At 60.6% G+C, this 13,031-nt stretch carries 11 protein-coding genes and 1 pseudogene; 7 read left to right on the top strand and 5 right to left on the bottom strand.

The window, feature by feature from the left end; translation table 11 throughout:
• Positions 1-111: 111 nt before the first annotated feature.
• From C4N23_RS04445 to C4N23_RS04455, 3 genes are all read right to left on the bottom strand, one after another.
• Entirely contained in the window at positions 112-1,422 is a 1,311-nt protein-coding gene (locus C4N23_RS04445) for an HlyC/CorC family transporter (protein ID WP_112144354.1), read from the bottom strand.
• A gap of 247 nt (positions 1,423-1,669) precedes the next feature.
• Positions 1,670-4,282: an ATP-dependent chaperone ClpB gene (gene clpB, locus C4N23_RS04450; RefSeq protein ID WP_112144356.1), complete on the bottom strand. Its 2,613-nt coding sequence runs from the start codon at positions 4,280-4,282 to the stop codon at positions 1,670-1,672.
• Between the two features lie 295 nt (positions 4,283-4,577).
• Positions 4,578-5,723 (bottom strand): trigger factor, encoded by a 1,146-nt coding sequence (locus C4N23_RS04455; RefSeq protein WP_242983724.1) that lies wholly within the window; start codon positions 5,721-5,723, stop codon positions 4,578-4,580.
• A 324-nt stretch (positions 5,724-6,047) separates the two neighbouring features.
• On the opposite strand from C4N23_RS04455, the gene C4N23_RS13970 reads away from it, so the two are divergent.
• The 5 genes and pseudogenes from C4N23_RS13970 to C4N23_RS04480 all read left to right on the top strand — a co-directional run bounded on the left by C4N23_RS13970 (position 6,048) and on the right by C4N23_RS04480 (position 9,723).
• Positions 6,048-6,191 carry a hypothetical protein gene (locus C4N23_RS13970; RefSeq protein ID WP_181567069.1) on the top strand — a complete coding sequence of 48 codons (144 nt, stop codon included), beginning with the start codon at positions 6,048-6,050 and terminating at the stop codon, positions 6,189-6,191.
• 234 nt (positions 6,192-6,425) lie between these two features.
• Entirely contained in the window at positions 6,426-7,598 is a 1,173-nt protein-coding gene (locus tag C4N23_RS04465) for an NAD(P)-dependent malic enzyme (RefSeq protein ID WP_055190016.1), read from the top strand.
• A 15-nt stretch (positions 7,599-7,613) separates the two neighbouring features.
• Complete coding sequence (locus tag C4N23_RS04470) at positions 7,614-8,453, top strand: fumarate hydratase (RefSeq protein ID WP_097839723.1); 840 nt, start codon at positions 7,614-7,616, stop codon at positions 8,451-8,453.
• 61 nt (positions 8,454-8,514) lie between these two features.
• Positions 8,515-9,081 (top strand): annotated as a pseudogene (locus C4N23_RS04475) (Fe-S-containing hydro-lyase); the annotation flags it as partial.
• A 243-nt stretch (positions 9,082-9,324) separates the two neighbouring features.
• Positions 9,325-9,723, top strand: coding sequence for a metal-dependent transcriptional regulator (locus C4N23_RS04480; protein WP_055190022.1), 399 nt, complete (start codon positions 9,325-9,327; stop codon positions 9,721-9,723).
• 66 nt (positions 9,724-9,789) lie between these two features.
• On the opposite strand, the gene C4N23_RS04485 is transcribed toward C4N23_RS04480, so the two are convergent.
• Positions 9,790-10,221 (bottom strand): RrF2 family transcriptional regulator, encoded by a 432-nt coding sequence (locus tag C4N23_RS04485; protein ID WP_112144363.1) that lies wholly within the window; start codon positions 10,219-10,221, stop codon positions 9,790-9,792.
• A 229-nt stretch (positions 10,222-10,450) separates the two neighbouring features.
• On the opposite strand from C4N23_RS04485, the gene cysK reads away from it, so the two are divergent.
• On the top strand, positions 10,451-11,383 hold the full coding sequence (cysK, locus tag C4N23_RS04490) for a cysteine synthase A (protein ID WP_097839726.1): 933 nt from the start codon (positions 10,451-10,453) through the stop codon (positions 11,381-11,383).
• A 193-nt stretch (positions 11,384-11,576) separates the two neighbouring features.
• Positions 11,577-12,512, top strand: coding sequence for a tRNA dihydrouridine synthase (locus C4N23_RS04495; protein ID WP_097839727.1), 936 nt, complete (start codon positions 11,577-11,579; stop codon positions 12,510-12,512).
• Positions 12,513-12,698: 186 nt separating this feature from the next.
• On the opposite strand, the gene C4N23_RS04500 is transcribed toward C4N23_RS04495, so the two are convergent.
• Complete coding sequence (locus tag C4N23_RS04500; protein ID WP_055190030.1) at positions 12,699-12,944, bottom strand: IreB family regulatory phosphoprotein; 246 nt, start codon at positions 12,942-12,944, stop codon at positions 12,699-12,701.
• Positions 12,945-13,031: the final 87 nt, after the last annotated feature.

Genomic DNA, 13,031 nt, shown 5'->3' on the forward strand with positions numbered 1-13,031 from the left:
GAGCCCTGTGCAGTACAGGATTCAGACCGTTGGGGCCGCTTAATTTGATTTTTGTCTAACTTTTGGGGTTCATTTCAATTTCCAGTGCCGGGGGTGTTGGTTTATTGGCTGTTACCGATTCTGTGACAGACGGGGAAAGCGCTTTTCCTTTTCGTCAGGCGAATCGGGCGCGGCGGCGGGGTCGGCGGGGGTGAGGCGGACCTCGGTGACGCGGCGGCGGGCAGTGCGGGTCACGACACCGTCGTACTCGCCGAGGGAGAAGTGATCGCCGACTTTTGGCAGGTGGCAGGTCTTTTCCTGCACGAGGCCGTTGACGGTGTTGGAGTCGATGTCCTCATCTTCGGGCAGATCCAGCGTCTCGAAGAGGTCGTCCACGCTGGCGGAGCCGGAGACGAGCCAGCTGCCGTCCGACTGCTTGCGGAAGTCCTCGGTGACCTCATCGTGCTCATCCCAGATCTCGCCCACCAGCTCTTCGAGGATATCTTCCAGCGTGATGATGCCCTCGGTGCCGCCGTACTCATCCACGACGACGGCCATATGGTGATGCTGCTCCCGCAGGGTGCGCAGGAGCTGAGAGATCTGGGTGGAGCCGGTGGTATACAGGGTCGGAGCCACGAGATCGTCGATCTTCGTCGCCTTTTTCAGGCGGGCAATGTAAAAGTCCTTTTCATGGACCACGCCGATGATATTGTCGATGGTGCCATGGTAGACCGGCAGACGGGAGTAGCCCGACTCCGCGAAGGTCTGGGCCAGCTCCTCAAGGGAGATGTCGTCCTCCACGGCCACCACATCCACACGGGGGGTCAGGATCTCCTCCACCTCCACGTCATCGAACTCGATGGCGGAGCGGATCAGCTCGCTCTCCCGGTCGGTCAGCTCGCCGTCATTTTCGGCCTCGCTGACCATGGTCATCAGCTCACCCTCGGTGATGGTGTCGCTCTCGCTGCTGTGAACAAAATGGTTCAGCAGCCGTTTCCACTGGCTGAACAGCCATGTCAGCGGGGTAAGCACCAGCATCAGCAGGCTGAGCACCGGCGCAACTGCGGTGGCTATCGTTTCCGGCATCTCCTTGGCAAGGCTCTTGGGTGTCACCTCGCCAAAGATCAGCACCACGATGGTCAGCACCATAGTGGACACCGTAGCGCCCCGCTCTGCACCCAGCATTTTGGTGAAAATGATGGTGCCGATGGAAGCGGCGGCGATGTTCACGATATTGTTGCCGATGAGGATGGTGGAGAGCAGCTTATCATACTGTTCCGACATCGCCAGCACGCGGGCGGCTGTGCGGTCGCCGTCGTCGGCGCGGCTCTTGAGGCGGATCTGATTCAAGGAGGAAAAAGCGGTCTCGGATGCGGAGAAAAAGGCGGAGAAGGCCACCAGAATCACCAGTGTCACCCAAAGCGTCATACTGCCATCGTCCATAATAAAGGGAAATCACACTCCTAATTTTTTGTTGGTGAGGCTCCCCCCAGTCTACTCCGCAGACAGCCCCCTCTGGGAGGTGGCATCGCGCAAGCGATGACGGAAGGAGTTATGATGAAAAAGTGCTCTCCACCGTTGCTCTCGACGATGAAAAGCACTTTGTTCAACGCCTATCATACCATATTCTGCACCCCCGCGCAAGCGTTACGGGCGGCGGAAGGGTACAAAACCGGTAAAATCAACGTGTTTATTTGAGCACAAGGGCGGTGCCGTCGTAATCGACGGTGAGGGTCGCGCCCTCGGTGTAGCCGCCCTTGATGATGGCCTTGGCGATGAGGGTCTCGACCCGGCTCTGGATGAACCGCTTGATGGGGCGGGCACCATAGACGCTGTCGTAAGCAGAATCAATGATGAAGTCCTTCGCGGCGGTGGTCACGTCGAGCTTGAGGTGCTTGCCCTCGTCCATCCGGTGACGCAGGTCGTCCAACTGGAGATCGACGATCTTCCGCATCTCGTCCTTGGTCAGGCTCTTATAGTAGACGATCTCATCCAGACGGTTGAGGAACTCCGGGCGGAACTTGGACTTGAGCAGGGCGTCGATCTGCTGGCGGGCCTCGAAGCTCAGCTCATTGGAGCCGCCCGCGCGAGATTTTTCGAGGTCGTTCAGGATGATGTCGCTGCCGAGGTTGGACGTCAGGATGATGACCGTGTTCTTGAAGTCCACGGTGCGGCCCTGACTATCGGTGATGCGGCCATCGTCCAGCACCTGAAGCAGGATGTTGAAGACGTCCGGGTGGGCCTTTTCCACCTCATCGAACAGCACGACGCTGTAGGGTTTGCGGCGGACGGCCTCGGTGAGCTGGCCGCCTTCCTCATAACCGACGTATCCCGGAGGCGCGCCGATCAGGCGGCTGACGCTAAACTTCTCCATATACTCGGTCATATCGATACGGACCATGTTCCGCTCATCGTCGAACAGAGCCTGAGCCAGCGCTTTGGCCAGCTCGGTCTTGCCGACGCCGGTGGGACCGAGGAAGAGGAAGCTGCCGATGGGGCGGTTGGGGTTGGCGATGCCGGCGCGGCTGCGCAGGATGGCCTCGCTGACCTTGGTAACGGCCTCGTCCTGACCGATGACCCGCTTATGGAGCACATCGTCCAGATGGAGCAGCTTCTCCCGCTCGCCCTCGACGAGCTTTTCCACCGGGATGCCGGTCCAGCGGGCCACGATACGGGCGATCTCCTCGTCGGTGACGCGGTCTCGCAGGAGGCTGTCCTCCTTCTTCTCGTTGGCCAGTTTTTCCTCGGCTTCCAGCTGCTTCTGCAATTCAGGCAGCTTGCCGTACTTCAGCTCGGCGGCCTTGTTCAGGTCGTACTCGCGCTGGGCTTTCTCGATGGCGGCGTTGGTCTGCTCGATCTGCTCGCGCAGAGTCTGCACCTTGCCAATGGCGTTCTTCTCGTTCTCCCACTTTGCCTTCATGCTGCGGAACTTATCCTGCAATTCGGCCAGTTCCTTTTCCAGTTCCTTCAGACGGCTCTGGCTCAGGGCATCGGTCTCCTTTTTCAGGCTGACCTGCTCGATCTGGAGCTGGGTGATCCGGTGGGCGAGGTCGTCCATCTCGCTGGGCATACTGTCCATCTCGGTCTTGATCATGGCACAGGCTTCATCCACAAGGTCGATGGCCTTATCGGGGAGGAAGCGGTCGGTGATATAGCGGTCGGAGAGGGTAGCGGCGGCGATCAACGCATTATCGCTGATCTTGACGCCGTGGAAGACCTCATAGCGCTCCTTCAGGCCGCGCAGGATGGAGATGGTGTCCTCGACGGTGGGTTCGTCCACCTGAACGGGCTGGAAGCGGCGCTCCAGCGCGGGGTCCTTCTCAATATACTTGTGGTACTCGTCCAGCGTAGTGGCGCCGATGCAGTGCAGCTCACCGCGGGCCAGCATAGGCTTCAGCAGGTTGCCCGCATCCATGGCGCCGTCGGTCTTGCCCGCGCCCACGATGGTGTGCAGCTCATCGATGAAGAGGATGATCTTGCCCTCGCTCTTCTTCACCTCGTTCAGGACGCTCTTCAGGCGCTCCTCGAACTCGCCGCGGTACTTGGCACCGGCCACCAGCGCGCCCATGTCCAAGCTGAACACGGTGCGGTCCTTCAGGTTTTCGGGCACATCGCCCCGGACGATCCGCTCAGCCAGACCCTCGGCGATGGCGGTCTTGCCGACGCCGGGCTCACCGATCAGGCAGGGGTTGTTCTTGGTCTTACGGGACAGGATACGGATGACGTTCCGGATCTCCTGATCGCGTCCGATGACCGGGTCCAGCTTCTGCTTGCGGGCCAAGTCCACAAGGTCCTGCCCGTATTTCTGGAGGGCATTGTAGGTCTCCTCCGGGTTGTCGTTGGTCACGCGCTGGTTGCCGCGTACCGCAGTGAGCTGCTGCAAGAACGCATCCTTCTTGATATTGAAGGCGCGGAACAGCTCGGTGGTGTTCTGGGTAGGCTCATCCAGCAAGCCGAGGAAGACATGCTCGACGCTGACGTAGTCATCCTTCATCGCCTTGGCCTCGCGGGCGGCGGCACTCAACACCTTATCGGTGGCTTGGGAGATATAGACCTTGTCCGGGTCACGGCCGGAGCCGGACACACGGGGCAGCGCCGCGAGCTTTTCGGCCGCGGCGGCGGCAAAGCTGCCGGGGTCCACGTTCAGCTTCTGCAAAAGCTGGGGAATGAGGCCCTGCTCCTGCGATGCAAGGGCGTGGAGCAGATGCTCCGGCTCCAAGGCGTTGTGCTGGTACTCCACGGCCAGCTGCTGCGCGGCCTGAAGGGCTTCCAGCGTCTTCTGGGTATATTGATTGGTATTCATAGAATCGACCTCCATTCGTACCGTGTTGTTGTGTTAGCAGCCGTTCGGCAGATGTGCCATTTCACTTTTAGCACTCTATTCGTTCGACTGCTAAGAATATACTCCAAACAACCTGCGATGTCAATAGGTTGAACGGTGACAGGAGGGGAATTCACAAAAAGTTTGCAAATGAAAACAAAAAAAGCCGCTGCCAACTCCCTCCGTCACGGTTTCGCCGTGCCAGCTCCCTCCGGGAGGGAGCCTTGGCCTAACGGCAAGCTGTGAAAGAAGTTGGCAACAGCCTTTGGTGTTATTTTTACGCCACCTGTGCCCCAGTCGTCAGGGCGTCGGAGACGGCGTCCATGAGGGCGACCATGGTGCAGTAATTGGCACCGTAGGTCTCGGTGTAGGAGGAGTAGGTATCGATCTGCTCCTGCGTGGGGGCGATGTCCATCGCCTCGGCCACGGCCTGATAGAGCAGGGCCTCGCGGGCGTACTGGGTGATGCTGTCGCTCATATTTTCCAGCAGAGCATCGGCGGAGTCGTATCCGGCGGCAGTCTGCAGGAAGCTGTCGAGGTCGTAACCGTAGTGGTTGGCCATGGTGTAGTAGTAGTTCAGGCACTGGTTGACCTGATAATCCGTGATCTCCTTGGGCAGCTCGTCCTTGAAGGTGGAGTTGGCCAGCAGGTAGTCCATGACGGCGGTGTTGAGGTTGTTCTGGTACAGCATCTGCCGGAATTCGGCCCGCAGACCCTCGACGGTATGGACGTCATCGGAGGTGCCGAAGTGTTCCTCCACCCATGCGTCGGTCAGCTCCGGCAGAATCTCCTCGCTGATGTAGTTCAGGGTGACCGAGAAGACGGCCTTCTTGTTGCTCAGGACCACCGCGTTGCCGTCGGCGTCGGTGGAGTCGCTGTAGCCGTCCGGGAAGGTGACGTTGACATCGAAGGTCTCACCGGGCTTGTGGCCGACGATCTGGTCTTCGAAGCCGTCGATGAAGCTGCCGCTGCCCAGCGTCAGGCTGTAGCCGCTGTAGGTGCCGCCCGTGAAGGCTACGCCGTCCACGGTGCCCGCGTAGTCGATGTTGACGGTGTCGCCGTCAGCCGCGGCGCGGTCGGTGACCTGCCGGGTGGTGGTGTTCTGGCTGAGCACCGAATCGATCTGGGACTGGATGTCCTCCTCGGTAGGCTCGATGTCCGCCTTTTTCAGCGGGATGGCCGCATAGTCCTCCGGCAGGGTGACGTAGTCCAGCGCCTTGATGCCGGACCAATAGCCGTTCTCATCCAGACCGTCGCTGTAGGCGAAGTTCTGGTAATCGTAATCGGATGCGCTGCCGTAGACCGAGACGGCCTCACTGCTGGCAGCGGAAGAAGACGCGCCGGACTTCGAGCAGCCCGCCGCCGTCAGCGCCAGCGCACCAGCGCAAAGAAGGCAGAGCGCCTTCGTCATAAATCGTTTCAACTGGTTCCCTCCTGTGGCCCAACATAAGGCCGTTCTATGATTTTTTCAGCCAAACCTTATTATAAAGGGTAAAAATGAAAAAGAAAAGAATTTCGCGAAAATTCCACAAGTTGAACAAAGAGAGGGGCCTCGTTGCTTTTTGTAGAAGCCTGTGTTATTCTATAGTTGCTGTTGAAAAACAGCAAGGCGCTGTGCCCAAAACGCAGGCGGCTGAGCTCCTTCGGTGGGTCTTGTTTGTGGTTTTCCCTAGCAAGATGCCGGAAGGGCAGCTTTTTTGAAGTACATGACCTCCCGGACGCCTACGCCGAAAGGAGGGATGCGTCGATGGCTCTGAACGACATGCTGACGTTGATCGCTGTGATCTTTACGTTTGCCGGGTTGTTGGTGAATATCGTGAACACGACGTTCAACATCACTTGGAAGATCGCCCATGAGCACAAAGATGAAGACAGCAAAAAAAGCGAATGACCGCCTTCATGTTCCCCAACCTGAACGGTCAATTCGCTTTTTTGCGATTCCTGATTCATCAGTAAGGAGCTAGCCGTCTGCGGGCCAGCGCCTTTCTCTATTGGTAGTATAATCGTTCCAACGTCGTTTGTCAAGCTGCAGCCCAGCGAAGGGACAATTCCCTCTTGCTTCTCCGGGCCGCGCGTTCTATTATAATAGGTGATACGCCAACCATCAACCAGAAGGAGGACCCCCATGGATTACAACAAAGCTGCCCTCGAAATGCACGAGAGCCACCACGGCAAGGTGGGCATCGTGAGCAAGGTGGAGGTCAAGACCCGCGACGACCTGTCCACCGCGTACACTCCCGGCGTGGCCGAGCCCTGCCGGAAGATCAAGGAAAACCCCGACGACGTGTACAAGTACACCTTCAAGAGCAACATGGTGGCCGTCGTGTCCAACGGCACCGCCGTGCTGGGTCTGGGCGACATCGGCCCCGAAGCCGGGCTGCCCGTCATGGAGGGCAAGGCCGTGCTGTTCAAGGAGTTCGGCGGGGTGGACGCCTTCCCCATCTGCATCGACGCCCACGACGCCGCCAGCGTCATTGCGGCGTGCAAGGCCATCGCCCCCACCTTCGGCGGCATCAATCTGGAGGATATCAAGAGCCCGGAATGCTTCGAGATCGAGGAGACCTTGGAGCGGGAGCTGGACATCCCCGTTTTCCACGACGACCAGCACGGCACCGCCATCGTGGTGACCGCCGCCCTCATCAATGCACTGCGGGTGGTGGGCAAGAAGATGGAGGATGTGCACATCGTCCTGAACGGCCCCGGCGCGGCGGGCACGGCCATCATCAAGATGCTGATGACCGCCGGTGCCAAGGACATCGTGGCCGTGGACCAGTTCGGCACCCTGTACAAGGGCTGCAACAGCGCCGAGGCCCACAAGAACTGGCTGGGCGAGGTGACCAACCCCCGCCAGATCAAGGGCGGCCTGAAGGAAGCCCTCGCCGGGGCCGACGTCTTTATCGGCGTGTCCAAGCCCGGCATCCTGACCACCGAGCTGTGCAAGACCATGAACAAGGACGCCATCGTCTTCGCCATGGCCAACCCCACCCCGGAGATCATGCCCGACGAGGCCAAAGCCGGCGGCGTCCGGGTCATGGCCACCGGCCGCAGCGACTTCCCGAATCAGGTCAACAACGTCCTGTGCTTCCCCGGCCTGTTCAAGGGCGCGCTGAGCGTCCGGGCGCGGGACATCAACGACCAAATGAAGCTGGCCGCCGCCTACGCCATTGCCGACCTCATCACCGACGACGACCGCAGCGAGGAGAACATCATCCCCGGCGCCTTTGACCCCCGCGTGGCCGAGGCCGTGGCCTCTGCCGTGGCAAAGGCTGCCCGCGAGACCGGCGTGGCCCGGCTGTAAAGGAGGAGTCCCGCTATGAGGACGATTTCCGCACAGGAGATCACAAGCACCGTGGCCCGGCTCTGCATCGAGGCCAACACCCACCTGCCCAAGGATGTGGAAGCGGCCCTTGCCAAAGCGCGGGAGGAAGAGCCGTGGCCGCTGGCCAAGACTACCCTCGACCTGCTCTGGTCGAACCTCGGCGCGGCGGCGGAGAAGGCTCTGCCCATCTGTCAGGACACTGGTATGGCCTGTGTCTTCGTGGAGCTGGGCACCGACGTCCACATCGATGGCAGCTTTGAGGCCGCCATCCACGAGGGCGTCCGCCGCGGCTACACCGACGGCTATCTGCGCAAGAGCATCGTGGCCGACCCCCTGCGCCGGGGCAACACCGGCGACAACACCCCCGCCGCCATCACCGTGCATCTGGTGGACGGCGACGGCTGCACCATCACGGTAGCCCCCAAAGGCTTCGGCAGCGAGAACATGAGCCGCATCCAGATGCTCAAGCCCGCCGACGGCGTGGAGGGCTTCAAGAAGTTCGTGCTGGAGACCGTGACGCTGGCGGGTTCGAACCCCTGCCCGCCCATCGTGCTGGGCATCGGTGTGGGCGGCAGCTTCGATAAGGTGGCCTATCTCGCCAAAAAGGCCTTGCTCCGCCCGCTGGATGTGCCCAACCCCGACCCCTACTATGCCGCCTTGGAGCAGGAGCTGCTGGCCGCCGTCAACGAGACGGGCATCGGCCCGCAGGGCTTCGGCGGCAAAACCACCTGTCTGGGCCTTGCCATCGAGCAGATGCCCACCCACGTGGCGGGTCTGCCCGTGGCCGTGAATGTTTCGTGCCATGTGACACGGAGAGCAACCGCGAGGATCTGAAGGGTCAAACTCCCTCCGGCATCGCGCAAGCGATGACGGAGGGAGTAAAGCAAAGGAGAAGCCTATGCAATACAAACTAACCACCCCCTGCACCGCGGAGGAGCTGGCGAAGCTCCGGGCGGGCGACACGGTGCTGCTGTCGGGAGTCGTATACACTGCCCGCGACCAAGCCCACAAGCGGATGCTGGAAGCGCTGGACAAGGGCGAACCCCTCCCCTTCCCGCTGGAGGGCAGCGCCATCTACTACGTGGGCCCCACGCCGGAGCGCCCCGGTGAGGTCATCGGCTCTGCCGGGCCCACCACCAGCGGCCGGATGGACGCCATGAGTCCCCGGCTGCTGGACCTCGGCAACAAGGTCATGATCGGCAAGGGCAAGCGGGACGCCGCCGTGAAGGAGGCTGTCCGCCGCAACGGCGCGGTCTACCTCGCCGCGTTGGGCGGGGCCGGGGCCCTGATGGCCAAGAGCGTCAAGACGCTGGAAGTCATCGCGTGGCCCGACCTCGGCTGCGAGGCTGTCCGCCGCCTCACCGTGGAGGATATGCCCCTCACCGTCATCCTCGACGCCCATGGGGGCGATCTGTATGAGAGCGGGCCGGAGGCGTACAAAGCCGCCGAAAGCTCGCTCTGAACTAAGACCCGGCAGAGGTGAGACTCCGTGTGGGTTTCGATTGGGCCTACGGTGGGGACAATTGTGATCCTCTCCCTCCCAAAGGCAATCACACCAAACTATACGAGCGAAAAGCAGTTTGATTGAACAAACTTCCCTGAATTGCTTGCATCATCGGGAAGAATGTGGTATCCTATAACAAACCGAACCGATGTGCGTTTTTCTGCTCCGGGCCGGAAATTTTAAGGCAGGAGGCCGACAACCATGCAGATCCACCAATCCGCAGAAGATTACCTTGAAACCATCCTGATGCTGAATCAGAGGATGGGCCGCGTCCGTTCCATCGACGTGGTCAATGAGCTGGGCTACACCAAGGCCAGCGTCAGCATCGCGATGAAGAAGCTGCGGGAGAACGGCTATATCGCGGTGGACGGTGAGGGAAACCTGACCCTGCTGGAGCCGGGCCGTGCCATCGCTGAGCGCATCTATGGCCGCCACCGGCTGCTGACCCATTTCTTCGTCCAGCTCGGCGTGGACGAGGCCATCGCCGCCGAGGACGCCTGCAAGGCCGAGCATATCCTCAGCGAGCAGACCCTCGAAAAGATCCGCGAATATGCCCTGCTCCACGATGCCCAAGACAGCGTGAAGCCCCAAGGCGAATAACTTCTGCAAGCAAAAGCCGCTGCACCGTTTTAAGCGATGCAGCGGCTTTTTTGTTGTCTTTTCCTGTCAGATAACGTAGTCGTTCCCGGCTTCTTCGGGCGCGGCGAGGTCCGCGATGGTGATGTTGCCGAAGTAGTTGGTGATGAGGTCGTTCAGGCCCTTCCACATGTTGTAAGTGCGGCAGTTTGCCATCCGCTCGCAGGGGGCGGCCCCCGGCGCAAGGCAGCTCACCGGCGCAAGGTTGCCCTCCGTCAGCACCAAGATCTCGGCTACGGTGTACTGATCCGGGCTGCGGGTCAGGCGGTAGCCGCCGCCCTTGCCGCGCAGACCCTCCAGAAAGCCGTTCTGCACGAGGACTTTCAGGATGTTTTCGAGGTACTTCTCCGAGATCTCCTGCCGCGCGGCGACCTCCTTCAGCGGAACATACCGCTCCGTCTGATGCTCGGCTAAGTCGATCATCACGCGCAGAGCGTAACGGCCTTTGGTGGATACGATCATAATTGCGCTTCTCCTTATCTGGTCTATCGTTCAGTTATATATTGTTCTTTTCATTTCAAGTTAACCTATTATACAACAGGGTTAATAACTTTTCAATCTATTTTTGCGTTTTTCCATTGACAAGCGGGGTGAAGGGGGCTATAATACCATCAAACCCACAAATAACGTTGGTTTAGAGGGTTATAGATAGAGACGCCGGGCCCAGCGCCCCCAGAGGGAGGATACTTCTATGAGCAAGATTTACACGTCCGCAGATCAACTGATCGGCCACACTCCGCTGCTGGAGCTGACCCACATCGAGAAAGAGCAGGACTTGAAGGCCACCATTCTGGCCAAGCTGGAATATTTCAACCCGGCCGGTTCCGTCAAGGACCGTATCGCCAAGAAGATGATCGACGACGCCGAGGCCACCGGCAAACTCAAGCCCGGTTCCGTCATCATTGAGCCCACCTCCGGCAACACCGGCATCGGTCTGGCCGCCGTGGCCGCCGCCAAGGGTTACCGCATCATCATCGTCATGCCGGAGACCATGAGCGTCGAGCGCCGCCAGTTGATGAAGGCTTACGGCGCAGAGCTGGTGCTGAGCGAGGGTGCCAAGGGCATGAAGGGTGCCATCGCCAAGGCCGACGAGCTGGCAAAAGAGATCCCCAACTCCTTCATCCCCGGCCAGTTCGTGAACCCCGCCAACCCCAAGGCCCACATCGAGACCACCGGCCCTGAGATCTGGGACGACACCGACGGCGGCGTGGACATCTTCGTGGCGGGCGTCGGCACCGGCGGCACCATCACCGGCGTGGGCCAGTACCTGAAGAGCAAGAACCCCGCCGTCAAGGTCGTGGCTGTGGAGCCCGCCTCCTCCCCCGTACTGAGCAAGGGCACCGCAGGCGCACACAAGATCCAAGGCATTGGCGCGGGCTTCGTCCCCGACGTGCTGGACACCAAGGTCTACGACGAGATCATCCCCGTCGCCAACGAGGACGCCTTCGCCACCGGCCGCCTCATCGGCCACAAGGAAGGCGTGCTGGTGGGCATCTCCTCCGGCGCCGCCGTCTGGGCCGCTCTGGAACTGGCCAAGCGCCCCGAAAACGCAGGCAAGAAGATCGTCGTCCTCCTGCCCGACACCGGCGACCGTTACCTCTCCACCCCGCTGTTTGCGGAATAAAAAAGGCCCCACGCTTGACAAAAACGTGAGAACCGACGTATAATAGAAACAGAGAAAGGCGCTGGCCCGCAATGGTCAGCTTCCGTGTTCCTTAGTCAAAAAGATTGACCGACAGGATTGGTACACTGGGCGGTCAATCTTTTTTGTTTTGCTTGCTCTCGATGTACCGCATGACAGCAGAAAGGTTTTCCCTATGAACTACTACACCGCCCCCATGGAGGGGCTGACGGACCGCATCTGGCGGCAGGTGCACCAGAAATGGTTCGGTGCGGCGGGTGCACCGGCACGATACTACGCGCCTTTTTTGTCGCCGCCGGAGAACCGCATCCTCATCAAAAAGAAGATGGCCGAGCTGGAAGATGCCGGGAACGCCGGGGTGCCGGTGGTGCCGCAGGTCCTCGCCAAGGACGGCGAGCTGGCCGGGTGGTTCATCGGCGAGGTGCGGAAGCTGGGCTGCACCGAGGTCAACTTGAACTTCGGGTGCCCCTCCGGCACGGTGACCGCCAAGGGCAAGGGGGCCGGGATGCTCCGGGATCCCGCCAAGCTCGACGCCTTTCTGGACGCGGTGTTCTCCGCCGTGGAGGGGCCGGTGTCGGTCAAGACCCGGCTGGGCGTCCAGAGTGCCGAGGAGTTCGGGGCGATCCTCGCCGTTTATAATCAGTACCCCATCTGTGAGCTGACCATCCACCCCCGCGTGATGAAGCAACTCTACCGGGGCGAGGCCGACCGTGCCGCCTTTGCGCGGTATCTCGCCGACTGCCAAATGCCCGTCTGCTACAACGGCGACATCACCACTCCGGAGGCCCTGCACGGGCTGGAAGCCCAGTTCCCCACCCTTTCCGGCATCATGGTGGGGCGGGGGCTCATCGGGGACCCGGCGCTGCTCCGCCGCGCGCAGGGCGGGCCGCCCGCCTCCAAAGAGGAGCTGCGCGGCTATGTGGACGACCTCTACCGCGCCTACACCGCCGCCTTCGGAATGCCCAGCTGCGCCGTCAGCCGGATGAAGGCCCATTGGTTCTACCTGCTCCCCCACTTCGCGGGCGCTGCGGCCCTCGAAAAGCCCCTCCGCAAAGCGCGGGAGGGCTGGGAGTATGAGACGGTGGTAGGGCAGATCTTTGCGGGGCGGTGAAGTATCTGCGCACCTAACCTCGCCCCCAAAAGCTCCCCCTTTGGGGGAGCTGGCACGGCGAAGCCGTGACTGAGAGGGCAAGGATGGCGGAGGCGAGGCTTTGCGTGGTTTTAGATCAGGCCTACAACAGGGCTGCGATAGGACAAAAAGCCGCTCCCTCAAGCGAAGGAGCGGCGGAAAAGCCCTTTATACGTGCAAATAACTGCGCAGCAATGCTTGCAGCAGGTCGTCACGATCGACCTTGCGGATGAGGGAGCGGGCTCCCTTATAGGTCGTGATGTAGGTGGGATCCTCGGAGAGGATATAGCCCACCAGCTGATTGACCGGATTATAGCCTTTTTCTTTCAACGCATCGTACACTTCCTGCACGATGGCGTGGATCTCATCGTCTTTTTTGTCGTGGATCGAAAAAATAGCAGTTGCGTCGCCCACGCAGCACACCCCCTTCGGAATTTTCCGCACCCGACGTTGGGTGCAACACTGGAACTACGTCCTATTGTACACGAATTGCGCCCAAAC

Origin of the sequence: Faecalibacterium hattorii (assembly GCF_003287455.1) — a bacterium.
GTDB lineage: Bacteria > Bacillota > Clostridia > Oscillospirales > Ruminococcaceae > Faecalibacterium > Faecalibacterium hattorii.

Excerpts from the sequence above, each read along its gene's own strand:
- C4N23_RS04445 (WP_112144354.1), bottom strand. The coding sequence starts at position 1,422 with ATGGACGATGGCAGTATGACGCTTTGGGTGACACTGGTGATTCTGGTG.
- clpB (WP_112144356.1), bottom strand. The coding sequence starts at position 4,282 with ATGAATACCAATCAATATACCCAGAAGACGCTGGAAGCCCTTCAGGCC.
- C4N23_RS13970 (WP_181567069.1), top strand. The coding sequence starts at position 6,048 with ATGGCTCTGAACGACATGCTGACGTTGATCGCTGTGATCTTTACGTTT.
- C4N23_RS04465 (WP_055190016.1), top strand. The coding sequence starts at position 6,426 with ATGGATTACAACAAAGCTGCCCTCGAAATGCACGAGAGCCACCACGGC.
- C4N23_RS04470 (WP_097839723.1), top strand. The coding sequence starts at position 7,614 with ATGAGGACGATTTCCGCACAGGAGATCACAAGCACCGTGGCCCGGCTC.
- C4N23_RS04480 (WP_055190022.1), top strand. The coding sequence starts at position 9,325 with ATGCAGATCCACCAATCCGCAGAAGATTACCTTGAAACCATCCTGATG.
- C4N23_RS04485 (WP_112144363.1), bottom strand. The coding sequence starts at position 10,221 with ATGATCGTATCCACCAAAGGCCGTTACGCTCTGCGCGTGATGATCGAC.
- cysK (WP_097839726.1), top strand. The coding sequence starts at position 10,451 with ATGAGCAAGATTTACACGTCCGCAGATCAACTGATCGGCCACACTCCG.
- C4N23_RS04495 (WP_097839727.1), top strand. The coding sequence starts at position 11,577 with ATGAACTACTACACCGCCCCCATGGAGGGGCTGACGGACCGCATCTGG.